Origin of the sequence: Kribbella antiqua (assembly GCF_004345665.1) — a bacterium.
GTDB classification, from domain to species: domain Bacteria; phylum Actinomycetota; class Actinomycetes; order Propionibacteriales; family Kribbellaceae; genus Kribbella; species Kribbella antiqua.
Genome location: NZ_SLWR01000002.1, coordinates 335801 through 352833, shown reverse-complemented (window position 1 = coordinate 352833; position 17033 = coordinate 335801). Strand labels below are relative to the sequence as shown.

General features: G+C 66.4%; 9 protein-coding genes. 4 read left to right on the top strand and 5 right to left on the bottom strand.

The window, feature by feature from the left end; translation table 11 throughout:
* Positions 1-10: 10 nt before the first annotated feature.
* Genes EV646_RS07640 through EV646_RS07630 form a run of 3 tightly spaced genes read right to left on the bottom strand, consistent with a single transcriptional unit; the run spans position 11 to position 3061 of the window.
* Positions 11-826: a carbohydrate ABC transporter permease gene (locus EV646_RS07640; RefSeq protein WP_132145437.1), complete on the bottom strand. Its 816-nt coding sequence runs from the start codon at positions 824-826 to the stop codon at positions 11-13.
* A 1-nt stretch (position 827) separates the two neighbouring features.
* Positions 828-1772, bottom strand: a complete 945-nt coding sequence (locus EV646_RS07635) for a carbohydrate ABC transporter permease (protein ID WP_132145435.1) — start codon at positions 1770-1772, stop codon at positions 828-830.
* Between the two features lie 2 nt (positions 1773-1774).
* Complete coding sequence (locus EV646_RS07630; protein ID WP_158290915.1) at positions 1775-3061, bottom strand: sugar ABC transporter substrate-binding protein; 1287 nt, start codon at positions 3059-3061, stop codon at positions 1775-1777.
* A gap of 133 nt (positions 3062-3194) precedes the next feature.
* Here EV646_RS07630 and EV646_RS07625 point away from each other — a divergent pair, with 133 nt between their 5' ends.
* The gene (locus EV646_RS07625; RefSeq protein ID WP_132145431.1) at positions 3195-3797 is read left to right on the top strand and encodes a TetR/AcrR family transcriptional regulator; all 603 of its coding nucleotides are present in this window, start codon (positions 3195-3197) and stop codon (positions 3795-3797) included.
* A gap of 71 nt (positions 3798-3868) precedes the next feature.
* Entirely contained in the window at positions 3869-6190 is a 2322-nt protein-coding gene (locus tag EV646_RS07620; RefSeq protein WP_132145429.1) for a FlgD immunoglobulin-like domain containing protein, read from the top strand.
* 1 nt (position 6191) lies between these two features.
* Here EV646_RS07620 and EV646_RS07615 read toward each other — a convergent pair whose 3' ends face one another.
* Positions 6192-6611, bottom strand: coding sequence for a nitroreductase family deazaflavin-dependent oxidoreductase (locus tag EV646_RS07615; protein ID WP_132145427.1), 420 nt, complete (start codon positions 6609-6611; stop codon positions 6192-6194).
* Between the two features lie 194 nt (positions 6612-6805).
* On the opposite strand from EV646_RS07615, the gene EV646_RS07610 reads away from it, so the two are divergent.
* Complete coding sequence (locus EV646_RS07610; RefSeq protein ID WP_241995525.1) at positions 6806-9211, top strand: X2-like carbohydrate binding domain-containing protein; 2406 nt, start codon at positions 6806-6808, stop codon at positions 9209-9211.
* Between the two features lie 82 nt (positions 9212-9293).
* Here EV646_RS07610 and EV646_RS07605 read toward each other — a convergent pair whose 3' ends face one another.
* On the bottom strand, positions 9294-15413 hold the full coding sequence (locus EV646_RS07605; RefSeq protein WP_132145423.1) for a DNRLRE domain-containing protein: 6120 nt from the start codon (positions 15411-15413) through the stop codon (positions 9294-9296).
* A 431-nt stretch (positions 15414-15844) separates the two neighbouring features.
* On the opposite strand from EV646_RS07605, the gene chvE reads away from it, so the two are divergent.
* Positions 15845-16984, top strand: coding sequence for a multiple monosaccharide ABC transporter substrate-binding protein (gene chvE / locus EV646_RS07600; protein WP_132145421.1), 1140 nt, complete (start codon positions 15845-15847; stop codon positions 16982-16984).
* The last annotated feature ends 49 nt before the right edge of the window (positions 16985-17033 follow it).

The window sequence follows — 17033 nt, the reverse complement described above, 5'->3', positions numbered from 1 at the left end:
CGGTTTCTCCTTATTTCAGGCCGGTATTGGCGATGCCCTGGATGAACTGTCTCTGCAGGGCCAGGAAGAGCAGGACGATCGGTGTGACGACGGTGACGGCACCGGCGAGCAGCAGACCGTAATTGGTGCCGTTGGCACCTACCGAGAAGAGCGCGAGCGCGACCGGCAACGTGTAGTGGTCTTCGGTCTGTGCGATCACCAATGGCCAGAGGAAGTTGTTCCACTGGCCGAGGAAGGTCAGGATCGCGAGTGTCGCCAGCGGGGGCCGGCAGAGCGGGACGATGACTCTGAGGAAGATGCGGGCGTCGCCGGCGCCGTCGAGGCGAGCAGCTTCGAGCAGCGAATCCGGAATGTCCCGGATGAACTGGCGCATGAGGAACACACCGAGCGGTGCCACCAGGAAGGGCAGGATCAACCCGAGATAGGAGTTGCTCAGTCCCATGTTGCTGACGAGGACGAACAGCGGCACGAAGGTGGTGACGCCGGGGATGATCAGCATCGTGAGGACGAGGCCGAACAGGAGCTTCTTTCCGGCGAACTCCAGCTTGGCAAAGGCATAGCCTGCCATCGAACTGAAGAGCAGATTCCCCAGCACACACGTCACGGCGACCACCGTGCTGTTGACGAAGTACAGCGCGAAGTTCTGCTTCGACAGCAACTGCTCGAAGTTTCCGATGGTCGGAGAGCGGGGCAGCCAGACGCTGGGATTCGCGACGATCTCGCCGGTCGGCTTGACCGATCCCAGTAACATCCACGCGAACGGCGCAAGTGTCGCGAGCAGTCCTAGCGCCAGAGCGCCGTACAGGAGTACGCGGGCGGGCCTCATGTCATGCCTTCGCTCGGAAGATACGGAATTGCAGGAGGCTGAGCAGTGCGATCGCAGCCACCAGCACGTACGACGCGGCGGAGGCCATCCCGTAGTTGCCGAAGCCAAACTGCTCGTAGGCGTAGTAGCTGATCGAAGTCGTGCTGCCCAGCGGGCCACCACTCGTCATCACGAACGGCTCCTCGAAGAACTGCAGATAACCGATGCTCAGCAGTACGGCGACCACCAGGGTCGTCGGTCTGAGCAGCGGCAAGGTGATACTGCGGAAGGCTTGCCAGCGAGTGGCGCCGTCAACGCGGGCCGCCTCGAGCAAGTCCGCCGGAATGGACTGCAGACCGGCCAGGAAGATCACCATCGGGATGCCGAAGTGACGCCAGACCGCCATCAGGATGAGCGCGGGCATGGCCCAGTTCGGGTCGTTCAACCAGTCCGGCCCGTGGATCCCCGCGACGGCCAGGACTGAGTTGATCATGCCGTCCGGCTCGTAGAGGTACCTCCACACCACCGCGACCGCCACAACGCTGGTCACCACTGGAGCGAAGTACCCGACCCGGAAGAGTCCCTTCGCGCGCCGGATTCCCGAGTTGAGTGCGACGGCGATCGTCAGGGCGATGATCATCGTCAGCGGGATTCCCACCACGACGAAGTACAGCGTGTTGACCGCCGCCCGCAGAAACGTCGGATCCTGGAAGAGCGCGGTGTAGTGCGCCAGGCCGACGAAGTCGACGCTGAACGGCGTCCTGATGTCCCGGGCTGTGATGTCGGTGACGCTCATCGATAGCGACGAGAAGACCGGCTCCACACCGAAGGTGCCGAACAGCACGATGAAGGGTGCGCAGAAGGCCCACGCGATCAACGTCCGCCGGGCGCGGCCCCGAGACCGTGGCGGTTCCGTTCGCGGCGGTCCAGCAGTCGGTACGGCTTTGGCGGGAGCAAGAGTCGTCATGCCTACTCCCCGGTGCCGATCGCAGCCGCCCTCTTCTGGATCTCCTGAAGGGCTGCTTCCGGTGACGAGACGCCCTTCGCGACCTTCTCGAACTCGGCGTCCAGCACCGCCGTCACCTGCCGCCAGGTCGTCGTGGTGGGGCCGGGCTGCGCCGTCTTGAGCTGGGTGCGAAAGACACCGAGAGCCGGGTCGGTCGCCAGCTTTCCTTCGTTCCACGCCGACTGGACCGACGGCAGGTCTCCGGACAGGGAGTACCAGGTCTTCTGCACCTCAGGACCGGCCATCCACCGGATGAACTTCCAGGCGCCGTCGCGGTTCTTGGCGTCCTTGAACACCGACCACTGGCCGCCGCCGATGTAGCTGGCGTTGGACTTCGGTCCCGACGGAAGCGGAGCGATGCCCACCTTGTCGTCGACGAAAGCTGCGCCGCCGGCGGACTTCAGCAGACCTTCCTCCCAGGGACCGGAGATGAGCGCGGCAGTGGATCCGGCGACGAACTGCGGCTCGATCTCGCCGAGGCTCACCGGGCCGTTCGGGCTGGAGATCTTCGAGGTGATGAACTGCTGGTAGAACTCGAGTCCCTTGCGCGCCTCGGGGGTGTCGAAGGTGAACTTCTTCCCGTCCGCACTCATGATTTCGGCTCCCGCCTGCCACATGAACGGCACGACGCCCTGCCACGTCCCCGTGGCGCCGGTGGGCAGCGAAAGCCCCCACTTGGCTCCTTGCTTCTGCAGGGCCTGGAGGAACGGGCCGTACTCGTCCCAGGTCTTGGGTGCGGAGACTCCGGCGGCCTGCGCCAGGTCCTTGCGGTAGAAGAGCGAGCGCGTCTCGACGTACCACGGGACGCCGTACGACGCTCCCTCGAACGTGGTGCTCTGAGCGGCGCCCGGGTAGAAGGCGCTGGTGTCGACGAGGCCGGACGGGACCTTGTCCAGTCCGCCGGTGGACGCGAACGCCGCGAGGTCGACCGCACCCACCATGGTGGCGTCAGGTGTGTCTCCAGAGGCGATCGCCGTCTGCACCTTCTTGGCGTAGTCCTGCCAGGGAACCGCTGTCACCTGCACCTTCGCGCCGGGATTCTCCTTGCTGAACTGGGCGGCCAGCTTGGGCAAAAGTTCGCCCTCGGTACCCATCGCCCACACCGTGATGGTGCCGCTCGCGGGGTTGGAGTCGATCGGATTGCCGGCCGCGGCCTGCGCCGCCGGGGCGTCGGACCGGCCGCAGCCGGCCAGGAGTAGTGCGACGGCGACACCGCCGACGAGTGTCTTCGCAACGTTTGAGGTGAACATCCAGGTCCCGTCCTCTCGCCGTACGTCGGGTAGTGGGTGACCAGGACGGTACCGCGAAAACAGTACAAGTGCCATATTTTGGTTCGGACGAATTTCACCGGCAACGGGCGGACGGGCGCATAGGGTTGCGACCATGAGCGATCAGACAGCGAGTCGACCGCGGCGCGGCCCGTACGCCAAGAGCGCGCGCCGCCAGGCCGAGATCGTCGCTTCCGCGGCCTCCGTCTTCTCGGCCCGCGGCTACCGAGGTGGGTCGCTGCGGGAGATCGCGAAGCAGCTCGACCTGAGTCTGACCGCCGTCGTCCATCACTTCCCGAGCAAGAGCGACCTCCTGGTGGCTGTCCTCGAGAGCGCCGATTCCGCCCACGCCGACTCGTTCCAGACCGACCGGAGGAACGAGGGCGTCGCCTACGCCGTCTTGCAGTTCGTGCGCCGGAACATCGACCGGCCCGAAATGCTGAGACTGCTCGCCCTCATGGCCGCGGAGTCGTCAGCATCGGATCACCCGGCGCACGAGTGGTTCCGGCGTCGGTACGAACTGACGATCGCCACGCTGGCCGACGACATCCGCCAAGACCAGGAGCAGGGCCGCATCTCCAACCCCCGAGACCCCTACTCCATCGCGGAGTCCCTGGTCGCCGTCTGGGACGGCCTCCAACTCCAATGGCTCATCGACCCGAACCGCGACCTCGTCGCCGCCATGACGGCCGCGTTGAAAGACCTGCTCGAACCCTAGGGTTCTGGGCTGCGCAACTTTTGGTGTGCGGTCTGCATCAGGGTTGGTAGGGCTAGGGGTGAGGAGCGGGCATGGCTGGGAGAGGCAGGCGGTGGCTGGGGGCGGCTGCGGGGGTTGTCGTGGCGTTGGCGGTGGGGTTGGTCGTCATCGCACCGGCAGGGCAGGCGCAGACGCTCGCGGATCCGGCGGGGACGGTGAGCGTCAACCGGATCCCGTCGCTGATGCCGCGGATCACGATTCTCGGGGCTTCCTCCGCGGGGATGCTGTATTCGGTGGAACGGCCGCCGTACGAGGGGGCCTACAAGTTCACCTACCTGAAGCCGGCCGGGGGAGCGCCGTACGAGGTGTCCTCGGATTTCCGCTTCCTCGCGGGTGACAAGGCGTACGCGCCGTTCAACCCGGACGGGAAGATCAGGTACCTGACCGTCGGCAGCACGACCGTTCGCCGGTGCGACGACGCGCCGCAACCGGCGACGTCGTTCCGATCGGCGCAGGGCGCGGCGTTCACGTCGTTCGGTTGGCTGTCGGAGGACGGCCAGCGGGTCGCGGCCGACGCTACGGGCTGCCGCGTCATCGGCCAAGCACCGGGCATTGGGACCTACACCCTCGCCGCCGCGGACCAGACGGGGTACGTCGTGGTTGCGAACGAGGCATCCGACGGTTCCCTGACCCTCGAGTACCGCTCGTACGCCGCTCCCGACCAGCCGCAGGTGATCCAGACCGGCGGCCGGAGCCGTTACGCGCAGGGCTTCGACCTTGCCGGTGCCGTGGTCACCTGGGCGCAGCTCGCCTACGACGAGCCCGGTATCAAGTCGAGCTACGTCGTCCGTTCCTCCACGACCGGTGGGCCGGCGACGGTGTCGCGGGTGGACGACTTCCGGGTCCACACGACGGCCATCGCCGGTGCCGCGACCGGATGGGCCGGGTGCGACGACATGTGGACCCAGTGCCGCGCCGGAACGATCGGCGCGGGCAGTGCGCTCGACGGCTCGGTCAGCGTGGCCAGCGACGGCAGCCGGTTCCTCGTCGACACGTACGGCGCTTCGCCCGGCATCGACGCGATGCAGGTCGTCGCGTCCGGCCAGCCGCGGACCCGCATCGCCACCGTGGGCCTGCTGCCCCCGGAGACGCGGAACGTGGCGATCGGTGCGTCCACTGTCGCGTACGTCGACAACCAGGGCCAGGTCGGCGAAGCGCCGCGGCTGACCTTGAGCAGAAGGACTTTCACCAAGTCGGGCACTGCCTTCAGCCTTGCTGCGCAGAAGACCGTCGCTGAGGTCGGGGACAGCCGGATCGCCCGCGACGGCCGCCGTACGGCGTATGTGGACAAGGGTGGCGATCTATGGCTGATCACCGACGACGGCGTGAAGACCAGGATGTTCGACGGGCAGGCGAAGGTGGCGGTGGTCCAGCGACTCAACTCACTGCCGTTCCGGCTGTCAGGGTCCCGGTTCCTGTGGGTCAAGGGCTTGTACACCGGCGTCAATTGTGATCCCGGCATCTGCTGGGACACCTACGACAACCTGCGGTTGATGCTCTTCGACGTCCGTACCGGCTTGAACACAGACCTGGGAGCTTTCGCAGGTGACCGGCCCGCCGCTCTGTGGGGTAGTTACCTGGTCTACGCCGACTCATCGAATCGCATCTACCGCAAGGATCTCTCCAGCGGCGCCGTGGTTCAGGTGAAGGGCGTGGGCACCCCCCGGGTCGTCGGGCTGGACGTCAACGGCTCGATCGTCGGCTGGGCCACCTGTACCGGCAACGACAACTACGGCAACTGCGCCACGTCGAAGATCGGGTACCGCATCATGACCGGCTCGGCGGTGGTGGAACGGGCCAGCCAGCACACCGGATCGATCCGGCTCACCAGCGGCTATCTGTTCCACGACACCCAGCAGACGCTCGATGATCCGCGCGTCCTCAGGGCCTGGCGACTCGGTACGTCGACCGTGACGGCGATCGGCCCGACCGATACGCCGTACGACGCCTTCGACGAGAGCGTCGCCTGGTCCGGGCTCGACAGGATCGCCAAGCTGACGCCGGTGGCGGCGTTCACGGCAAGACCGCGCTACCTCGGCAACGCGCTCGGATCCGCCACGTTGACCCCGAACGGCGACGGGAAGAGCGATCAGTGGACGCCGGAGTTCGCGATCAGCAAGGCCCTGCCGACCTGCAAGATCACGATCACCAGCGGTGCGACGGTGAAGCGGACGTTGTCGTGTGCGACCACTGTCGGAGCCGCCCGGGTCGCGTGGAACGGCAGGGATTCCGCCGGCCGCCTGGTCCCCAAGGGCCGCTACACCTGGACCCTCACCGGCTCCGACGCCGACGGCAGCCTCCTCTGGTGGACCGGCTCAGCCACCCCGATCCGCGGCACGGTGACCGTGGCCTAGATCAGCCGCGCCGAAGCTCGAGGACCGGGATCGTGCGGATGCCGGCGGTCTGGCGTTCGTACTTGGCGAAACCCGGGTAGCGGCGGGCCTGCTCGGCGTAGACGCGGTCGCGTTCGGCGCCGGTCAGCTCGTGGACGATGACGTCGTACGTCTCGGTTCCACGCTCGATGGTGGCTTTGCCCGCGGCCGTCAGATTGACGTACCAGTCCGGGTTGGTGGGTGCTCCGCCCTTGGATGCGAAGACGTAGATGGTATCGGGGTCGGTGTCGTGTGGGAGGTACATGGTCGGGGCGACGTACTCCCGCCCACTCTTGCGGCCGCGATGGTGCAGCAAGACCATCGGTGCGCCTTCGAAGGGACCACCGACCCGGCCCTCGTTCGCCCGGAACTCGGTGATGGTCTGCGTATTCCAATCACTCATGTCACCAAGAACGCGTCCAGGGCCGACGATATGCCCAGGGTGGATCTCGCTGATATCTTGACAGGGTTAAGTAAAGGTTCCAATATCCTATCGGATCCGAGTTCTCGGGTTCGTGCCGGGAACCTTGGGGCTCGGCGGTCAGATCGTCAGAGAGGTCACCGCTCATGACCAGATGGGCTCTACGAGGCGCGCTTGTGGGTCTCGCAGTCGCCGGGCTGATTCCGGCCGGCTTGGCTGCGCCGTCGTCCGCCGTACCGGCGCCGGCCGCGATCGCCACCGCGGCGAGTGCTACCGGCGGACCGGCGGGGGAGCAGGCGCTCAAGCCCTACATGGGCTGGAGCAGTTACAGCATGCAGGTGTACAGCGGGGACGGCCCGGGCTGGATCTCGGCGGCCAAGCTGATCGAGCAGTCCGACGCGATGCATCAGAAGCTCCAGCCGTACGGCTACGACCACATCAACATCGACGCTGGGTGGAACGGCAGCAACGACGAGTACGGCCGGCCGGTGCCGAGCAAGACGCTGTACCCGAACGGCCTGCAGGCGGTGATCGACCACATCCACGCCAACGGCCAGAAGGTCGGGCTCTACGGCATCCCCGGCATCACGAAGGCGCTGATCGACGCCAACCTTCCGGTGTACGGCGCCCCCGAGTGCAAGACCGGCGACCTCGCCGTCCAACCGCTGCAGAAGGCGGACTACTGGGGTATCGGCTACCGGATCGACTTCTCGAAACCGTGCGCCCAGAAGTACATCGACTCGATCGCCGATCTGTACGGCGCCTGGGGCGTCGACTTCCTCAAGTTCGACAGCGTGACGCCGGGATCGGGGATCAGCGATCTTTCGCTCGACGCTCGCGGCGACGTCAAGGCGTGGTCGCAGGCACTGGCTCGGCACAAGATCTGGCTCGAACTGTCGTGGGCTCTGGACATCAACTACGCGGACTACTGGAAGCAGTACGCCAACGGCTGGCGGATCGAGTGGGACGTGGAGTGCTACTGCCCCGGTCAGGCGCTCACGGCCTGGCCGAACATCAACCGGCTGTTCCCGAAGCTGGCGGACTGGTGGCGCCACGCTGGGCCGGGCGGCTGGAACGACCTGGACTCGCTGGATGTGGGCAACGGCCAGATGGACGGGCTGACCAAGGACGAACGTCGTACAGCGGCAACGCTGTGGGCGATCTCGGCCGCTCCGATGTACGTCGGCAACGACCTGACCCGGCTCGACTCGTACGGCCTCGAGTTGCTCACGAACCGCGAGGCGATCGGTGTCGACCAGGCCGGACGGCCCGCGCAACCGCTGTCGATGAAGACGAACCGGCAGACCTGGTTCGCGCTCAACGGTGACGGCACGTACACCGTTGCCCTCTTCAACCTCGGGCAGGCCGACGCGGACATGACGGTGAACTGGGCGGACCTCGGACTGGACGGCGCGGCTCGCGTCCGCGACCTGTGGGCACACAAGGACCTCGGCCAGTTCACCTCCGGCTACACCGCTCAGAACGTGCCGGTCCACGGCACCCGGCTGTTCAAGGTGACCCCGCAGAAGAACTCGGCGATCCGCGTCAACGACGACGACCTGCGGGTCTCGTACGACGGAACCTGGCAGCGCAACGACAACTACGAGGTCCCGGCCGTGTCGCAGGCCCTGACCGTCGCCGTGACGGATTCGGCCGCGCAAGCCGCTGATGTCGGCACCCGGACCGTCGAGATCAACAACAACAACTCGCAGATCGTCTACACCGGCTCGTGGAACTACAGCGGCGGACGTGGTCTCGGCGACTACCAGGACGACGTGCAGTGGACGGAGACCAACGGCGACTCGTTCTCGTACTCGTTCGTCGGCACCGGGATCGACTACGTGACCGAGACCGACGGTGGTCAGGGTGACGTGGACATCTACATCGACGGTCAGTTCAAGCAGACCGTGAGTACGTACCTGGATCCGGCGCAGGGACACAACAAACCGCAGCAGGTCGTCTACAGCAGCTCGGACCTGCCGAACGGGAACCACACGATCCGTGGCGTGAAGAAGTCCGGCCAGTTCATGCTGCTCGACAAGCTCAACGTCCGGCAGGAAAGCCTGCTCACCCCGGACAAGGCGACCTTCGACAAGTCCGCTCCGGCCGATGTGAGCGTCCAGATCGGTCGCGACCCGGGCGAGCTGGCCGGCGTCTCGAAGGGCGGCCAGGACCTGGTGAAGGGGACCGACTACACGGTCGACGGCTCGACCGTTACGATCAGCAAGGCGTACCTGTCCACTCTGCCGGCCGGCAGCGCGGCGCTCGACTTCCGGTTCCGGGGCGACTACCGCGACGACGTCCACTACGCGACCGCCAACGGCGCGGCGATCAACTTCACCTTCTCCGGCAACGGCGTCGAGTGGGACACGGCCCTCGCCCCGGACCAGGGCGAAGCCGATGTCTACCTCGACGGCAAGCTCGTACGCCGCGTGGACCTCCACAACGATGCCCGGGTCACAGCCCGGCAGGCTTTCACCGCCACCGGCCTGAAGGACGGCCAGCACACCCTGCGCATCGTCAAGGTCTCAGGCGACGTACTCCGCAACGACACAATCCGCTACACCATCACCAAACCCTGACGCCTCGCCGCCCTACTGACCCGACCCCGGGCGGCCCAGTTGCGGGCCGCCCGGGGCGGTGGATCAGCGGATCAGCGGCGGCTTATCCGTAACTGCCCCAATGCGGGAAGGGGTACTTCGGCCTCCACTGCCGAACCTTCTTCCAGACGTACTTCTGGATGACGCCGACCGCGCAGCCTTGCGCGCCCCAGCGGCCGATCTTGTACGGGGCCCGGTGGAACTTGGCCCAGAAGGACTTCCTCAACATCCCCAGACCGGCGCCCCTGGCGCAGGCTCTGACGTACTGGTTCTTGACGACCTTGCGCCAGACCCAGCGCACGACCTTGTTCTTCTTGATCTTCTTCTTGAGTGCCTTCCACTTCTTCGCGGCCGCTTTGAGCAAGCATTTCTTGCTCCAGCACGGCCACTTGCCGTCCAGGTCGACCTTGTCCACCGGGTCGGCGCAGGTGTACTCGTACGCGTTGCAGCTGGCGCCGTAGACGGGGTCGAGCTGCAGGAAGCGCCCGGTTGTCGGGTTGTAGAGCCGGACACCCATCAGGACGATCCCGGACGGTGCGTCCGCGGCTCGCTGTTGCGTGCCGAGCCAGCCGTAGCGCTGCTTTCCGACGGCCTCGGGGTCGCTGACCTGGCCGTACTCGTCGGACTCGCTGGTGCTGGACAGCCCTTCGTCACCACTGTGGACCGTGGCCACGATGTCGCCGGACAGATCTGCGATCTGCCAGTCCGGTACGCCGCTGTCGCTGTCGATGATCGCGGTCATTCCGGCCAGGCCGGCGACGACCCGGGTGAACCGGCTCTCGCCTTCCTGGGTCCAGGCCGGCGAATCCGTGTCCTCGTCGTAGTGGTTGACGTTCGTCACCACCTCACCGGTCGAGTTGTCGGTCCAGGATCGGATCCGCTCGCCGGTGACATCGATGGTGTAGTCCGTCGTACGACCGCCCTGAGTGACTGTGTCGACCAGGTCGTCCGCGTGGTAGGTCGCCGTCACGTTCCCGGCCGCGGGTGCGCCGGTGTCGATGTCCGGCACGGTGGTGGTCCGGCCGAGAGCGTCGTACACGTAGCCGGCCGTGTTCACCCGGTTGGCTGTGTCGTACGTCCACGTCCGCGAGCTTGCCGGAGTGGTGGTCTGGCAACTGCCGTCAGCAGCCGGACCGTACTCGGTGACACTCGTCCTGTCCGTGGCAGTGCTGAACCCGTAGGTCCGGGTCACACATTTCTCACCCTTGGTCTCCTCCACCGACGTGACCCGGCCGGCCGCATCCTGGTGGTAGACCTGGCTGGACAGCGTGGACACCCGCCTGGCCGTCTGGCCGTGCGCTGTCGCGGTCTGCGATTCGCTGAACAGCGTGCAGTCACCTGTGGAACACCCGGGCTTGGTGTAGGTGATGCCGGCCTCCTCGCCGGCTTCGTCGTACCGGGTGTCGACCTTGATGCCGTTCGGCCAGGTCTCGCTGACGAGGTGCCCGTCGGCGTTGTAGCTACCGGTGTAGGTGCCGGTGTGGCTGTCGGTCACCGAGGTGAGCAGACCGCGGTAGTCGTAGCCGTACGTCCGGTTGGCCTTGCCGTCCGAACTGGTCGCCACCCGGCCGAGCAGGTCGTACGTCGTGGTGGATACGTTGCCATCGGCATCCTTGTACGACGTGATCCGGCCGAGCGTGTCGTAGCCGCGAACGATCTCGGCCGTGACGACACCGTCGACCACCGACTGGGACCTGACGATGTTGCCGTTGAGCGGGTCGTAGACGGTGCGCAGGGTCGGAACCGCCGTACCGAGACCCGCGGCCGCCACGGTGGAGACCTCCACGATCCGGCCGGCCGCGTCGTACTTCGTCGTACTGGTCCGCAGCGTGCCGGCGCTGGTCTTCTCGACCAGTAGGCGTTGCTGGTTGAACATGTCGTACGTCTGGACCTTCACCGGCAGCTCCGGCCCGCTGGCCGCCTGACCGCCCGGCTGGAGCCGGCAGACCAGGTTCGCCCACTCCGGCCGCAGATCGCACTCGCTGTAGCCCGATCCGGCGGTGGCCCGGTAGTAGATCGTCTTCTGCGTGGCCGGGGTGTTGGTCGTCGTACCGCCGGCGACCTGGGTCGTCGAGGTTTCGAGACCGGTGACAGGGTCAAGCGTCGTACGCACGGTCTGGCCGAGCCCGCCCGGGTCGGTGGTCGTTGCCGTCGGCATCCGCAGCGACCAGTTGTACGACGTCGTCGTGACCCGGCGATCTGTCTCGACCGCTGTACCGCCCGCACCCCATAGCCGGACCTGCGTCTCCGTGGTGGTGACCAGATTGAACGGACCGCCTGACGCGGGCGCGCCCTGGTCGTAGGTGTTGCGGGTGAGTTGCCTGCCCCTTGCGGTGGCGCCGGTGCTGAGCCGGACCTCGGTCTCAGGCTCCAGTGTGGTCTCGAGCCGTTCTCCGTCCAGGGAGTAGGTGTTCACGGTGGAGTAGGCCTGCGCCAGGCTCTGTTCCGCGGCGTCGTTGTCCGACTGCGACTGGTTCAGGGCCCGATTGCGGTTCTCCGCCGTCAATGAGCGAACGGAGTTGCTGAAACCGTCGTACCAGGTGGCATTGATGTTGCCGCCCGGTGCCGCCTTGTTGACCTCCCGGCCGTTGGCGTCCAGGTAGGTGACGGTTGCCCGCTCGTAGCTCGACGGCAGCGCACCGGTTGCCGGGTTGCCACTGGGCACCTGGTCAGGCGGGAAGACTGCCGCGGCGTCAGTCGGAGCCTCAGGCTGGCCCCACCGCTTGGTCTGTCCAGGAGACAGGTCGTTCGGTGCACCTGCTCCGGACACCGGAACCTTGTAGACAACGGTTTCGACAGCGGTGCCTGCGGCCAGCGCGGAGCGGGACACCTTGTGCAGTCGGCCGATGGCGGGGTCGTTCGGCAGCGTGGTGTAGGTCAGCTGCCAAGGCTCCTGCCCGGCCGACTTGATCGTCGAGAGCACACCGTCGGCCTGGTAGCTGTAGGTGTCTCCGATGTGGGTGGTGCCGGAGTCCAGCCGTGGGTCCCAGGTCGACCGCAGCCGGCCTGCATTGTCGTAGCTGTACCGTGCGACCGGCACAGTCCGCAGAGCCGGCGTCGCAAGGTCCGGATCCCAAGCAGTGAAGGAGATCTCCTTCACCCGTCCGATGTAGTCGCCCTCAGTGGTTCCGGTGGCCGTCGTCGTTGTGGCATAGGTGAAGTTCAGCGCCCGGCAGCCACGTGCCATCGTCGCGCAACTGACACCATCCGGAACGGGCGCCAGCATGCGGATCGGCCGTACCACCTCGACACCGCCGATCGTCACCTTCTCCCAGTTGTACGTCGTGATCTGGTTGCTGCCTGGCAGCGTCGTCGCCGTCGGGTAGTACTGGCCCGCAGTCGTTCCCGTGACCCGGCCGAACGTCACGATCGAGCCCTGCTCGTCGGTGAGTTTGTACGTGTCCGTCGTACTCGCGTAAGTCAGCTTCAGCGAAGCCTGACCCACCTCGGGATCGAAGTTGACGCCGTCCCGAGCTGTGAAGCCGACGGTGTCGCCATCGGGTGTTCCGACCTGGATCAGGGTGCCGAAGACATCGAGGGACGTGTACGGCGTCTGGGCCTCGTCCACGACCGCACCGGAGATCCAGCCCGGTCCGAACATGCCCGAGTCGTCGGTCTTGGCCGACTGACGGGTGTTGTAGGTCCGGTTGACGGTCAGATCGCTGCCGTAGGAGTCCACCGAGACATCGGTGTCGGACAGGGTGACGTTTCCGGTCAGCAGGTTCACCTCACCGGGACCGATCTCTTCAGTGGCCGCGGTCGCGAGGTTGCGGTCGAAGGTGAGCTTGACCGCACCCGACGATGCGGCTGTGCCACCGGTGAAGTTGCCCCGGATCTGGACCGGACCGTCGCGCGGGATCGACTGGGCGTCGATCGCGGCCAGCGTGGCCTCCAGGTTCCAGTTCAGCTTCGGGAATTGTCCGTTGCCACTGCTCGGCAGCGGCCACGTCACCGCACCACCACCGGCGGCGACCTGGACATGGGCAGCCGGGATCGTCACCCACGTGTCGGTGTCACCGCGACGCCACTGGTACGTGACGGCGGTGGCGGTACTGCGGCCCACGCCGACGATCGCTGTCTTGGCAGCGCTGATGTCACCGGTCTTCGGTGCGATCACCGCACCACCACCGACAGCGAACTCGTACGCCGTCAGCGGCGACCGGTTACCGGCCCGGTCCCTGGTCCGGACCCACAACGTGTGCGGTCCGTCCGCGGTCGGGGTGATGCTGATGCTGGTGGTCGCCCCCGGAGTGGCGGCGTTGATCACCTCGTCCGGCGGGTTGGTGTCGACGCCGTACTCGTAAGCCACCACATCGGCGACACCCGAGGCGCCGAAGGTGAAAGTCCCGGCCGTACCGGCTCCACCTGACCACTGGCCGACCGGGTATGTCGTGGACGAGACAGTCGGTGCGGCTGAGGGTGCGATGGTGTCGACGGTGAATTCACACCAGTTCGACCACGCGCCGGGCGTCGTACTGTCGGTGCCCTGCACGCGCCAGGCGTAGCTGCCGCCCTCGGCGAAAGCGCCGCTGGGGATGGCGGTGCCCATCCAGGCGCCGGATGCGCCGGGGCCCTCGGTGGCGGCGGTGGTGGCTCCGCCGATCGGCTGCCACTCGAAGTTTCCGTACACCGGAGCGCCGAGACCGTCGCTGATCTGCGCCCGCAACTGAGGCGTGCGGCTGGAGATGTACGGACGTGTGGCGCCGGTTCCGCAGACAGTCTCCGGCGCGGTCGCCTGGGCGATCACGGCGGTCTTGGTCTGGTAGGTGATCGTCACCGATGGCGGATTGGCCGCGGCCTCCCGGGAGGCGAATCGCTTCCAGCCAGTGCTGTCGGTCTCGCTGGCGGCCTTGATCCCGATATTCGTCTTGGTCGCGTGGTTTGTTGCCGTGTACTGGAACGCGGCCGTCACCGGGATCGTCACCCAGCCGTCCCCGCAGGAGTCCGAGAAGCCCTTCGTCTGGGTCGACGTACCGACCTTCTCCAGGGTTGCCGGCTGCACGGTCCAACGCGCCGTGTTGGAGACGTCCGCGGTGCGCCACGCCTCCCAGCCCGCCGCCGCACAGGAGTACGAGTGGCTCTCCCACAGGTTCAGCGTGGCGGCCTGGATCTGCTTGTCCCACAGCCATTCCTGGTTGTCGAACCGCAGATACGACCTGGCCTTGTTGGTGCCGCCGTCGTACGTGCCGAGCTTGAGCTCGGTCGCCGCGGACTGGTCGCTGGTATAGGTGTTCTGGACGAACGTGTCGAAGTTCGCACCCGAGCTCTGCGACGGGTCGATCGTCACCGGGTAGACGGTCTTCGGGTCGCTGAGGAAGCCGGTGTCCGGCGTCAGGACCAGGGCGTCCTTGGCCAGGCCGAGCCCGACCGGAGCCCTGCGCGTGTGCTCACCGGAGGCCTGGTCGACGGTCGAGTCCCACATCACCGGAGCCGGTACGTCGCGACTCGGCCCGCCCTTTGTGGATCGGACGGACAGACCACCCTTGCCGTCGAGCCTGGTGGTCATGCCGTCGGTCCTCCACGGCATCCGGAGCTGCTTGACCTGGGCAGCAGCCGCCTTGTTCTTCACCAGAAGGTGCTGTTGGTAACCCGTCCGGGTCGCCTCGACGACGAGGTCCACCCCGGGCTTCACCTCGCGGTAGGTGGCGGTGTTGCCGTCGAGTTCGGGGGCCGGCAACGGTCCGGACCAGCCGAGGCTGGACCGCGCGCCGGTTGTCCCGACGGCGACCAATTCGTGGTTTCCCTTGCCGGTGGTGGCACCAGCAAGCTTGAGCCCGTATGGGTGGGCTCTGGGAGCGACCGAACCGTCGGTCTGACGTTCCAGCGTCACGTCGACGTCGATCCACTCGTCGTCCTCGTCGCGCATCCGGACCGGACCGGCGGCGACGGTCGCCTCGATCCGGCCCGATGGCAGCGCGCGGTACTCAGTGGTCTCGGTGGTCTTGCCGGTGATCAGCACCGGCTTGCCTGTCATCCGGGCGGTGACAAGAGCCGCTGCCTCGTCAGCACGTTCGAGCTGGACTTCCGCGGCCGCGGCCACATCCTCGGCCTGTACGGCGTCGGAATCCTGGGGAATCTGAAGTACGGCGGCAACCAGCGCCAGACCGACGGTGACGCCGATCAAGCGCGCTGACCGGGGGCCTGGATAAGGACGATGTAATCGGGACTTCCAATAACGGGTCATGGGCGGTGACCTCCTGGGGCGGCTTTCTTTGCTCCAGAGTGAGACCCCGCCGCGGCCCCCAGACAGGTCAGTAGTGGACAACTTCCAGTACTGGCCACTCCATCGGCCGGGTAACGGCAACGGCACAGCACGATCGCGTTCGGCCCAGTGAGTATGTTTCAGTTGTTAACGTGTCCAGCGGTGGTGAGGATCTGCCACAGTCCACCCAGGATGGTCGCCCGGATCGGCTGCCAGACCTCTCCGGGAAGCCCTCCGCGAGATGAAAATCCCTTCCAGGTAACGGCTTTCCGCCCGGCGCATCGAGAGGATCCGGCGGGCTGTCGTTACGAGAATGTGACGCCAGGATCTCTGGTTGATGTCTTGACCAGTCCGCATGTTAACGCCAACACTGTGAACGCTAACAACCGATCGGGGCCTGTGAGGGGATACTTGTGAAGAAGAGGTTTCTGGCCACTCTGAGTGGAGCCCTGCTGCTGCTCGGCGTCGCGGCGTGCGGCGGGCAAGGAGCGGGCGCGACCACGGACACCGCCAGTCAGGACCCGAAGGATCTGACCATCGGCGTGTCGATGCCGACCCAGACGTCCGAGCGCTGGATCGCCGACGGCAAGGCGGTGAAGGAGAAGCTCGAGGCGAAGGGCTACAAGGTCGATCTGCAGTACGCGAACGACGACATCCCGACGCAGTCGCAGCAGGTGGATCAGATGATCACCCAGGGCGCCGACGTACTGATCATCGCCGCGATCGACGGCACCGCGCTGAGCAGCCAGCTGCAGACGGCGGCCGACCAGAAGATCCCGGTGATCGCGTACGACCGGCTGATCCGCGGCAGCAAGAACGTCGACTTCTACGTCAGCTTCGACAACTACAAGGTCGGCGTCGCCCAGGCCAAGGCACTCCTGCGTGGGCTCGGCCTGGAGAACAAGGACGGCTCGAAGGGCACCAAGACCGGGCCGTTCAACATCGAGGTCTTCGCCGGCTCGCTGGACGACAACAACACGCACTTCTTCTTCCAGGGCGCCATGGACACCCTGAAGCCGTACCTCGACAACGGCTCGCTGGTCGTCAAGTCGAAGCAGACCAACCTCGAGCAGGTCGCGATCCTGCGCTGGCAGCAGGAGGCGGCGCAGAAGCGGATGGAGGACGTGCTGACCGCGGCGTACAACGACGGCTCCAAGGTCGCCGGCGTCCTCTCGCCGTACGACGGCATCTCGCGCGGCATCATCACCGCGTTGCAGAACGCGGGCTACGGCACCGCGGCCAACCCGATTCCGGTGGTCACTGGTCAGGACGCCGAGATCGCGTCGGTCAAGCTCATCAACACCGGTGTGCAGAGCTCCACGATCTTCAAGGACACCCGGCTGCTGGCCGAGCAGGCCGTCAACGCGGCGGAGGCGTTCCTGCAGAAGAAGCAGCCGGAAGCCAACGACACCAAGTCGTACGACAACGGCGTCAAGGTCGTCCCGGCGTACCTGCTGCCGATCCAGACCGTCTTCAAGGAAGACATCCAGAAGGAACTCGTCGACTCCGGCTACTTCACGACCGCCGAGGTCGCGTCCGGTCAGACGAAGTGACAACCGGCCGGGCCCGGCGGCAGTGACCGCCGGGCCCGGCCGTGAGCTG

Bases quoted from the DNA above. Each gene is read 5' to 3' on its own strand.
- EV646_RS07640 (WP_132145437.1), bottom strand. From the start codon at position 826: ATGAGGCCCGCCCGCGTACTCCTGTACGGCGCTCTGGCGCTAGGACTG.
- EV646_RS07635 (WP_132145435.1), bottom strand. From the start codon at position 1,772: ATGACGACTCTTGCTCCCGCCAAAGCCGTACCGACTGCTGGACCGCCG.
- EV646_RS07630 (WP_158290915.1), bottom strand. From the start codon at position 3,061: ATGTTCACCTCAAACGTTGCGAAGACACTCGTCGGCGGTGTCGCCGTC.
- EV646_RS07625 (WP_132145431.1), top strand. From the start codon at position 3,195: ATGAGCGATCAGACAGCGAGTCGACCGCGGCGCGGCCCGTACGCCAAG.
- EV646_RS07620 (WP_132145429.1), top strand. From the start codon at position 3,869: ATGGCTGGGAGAGGCAGGCGGTGGCTGGGGGCGGCTGCGGGGGTTGTC.
- EV646_RS07615 (WP_132145427.1), bottom strand. From the start codon at position 6,611: ATGAGTGATTGGAATACGCAGACCATCACCGAGTTCCGGGCGAACGAG.
- EV646_RS07605 (WP_132145423.1), bottom strand. From the start codon at position 15,413: ATGACCCGTTATTGGAAGTCCCGATTACATCGTCCTTATCCAGGCCCC.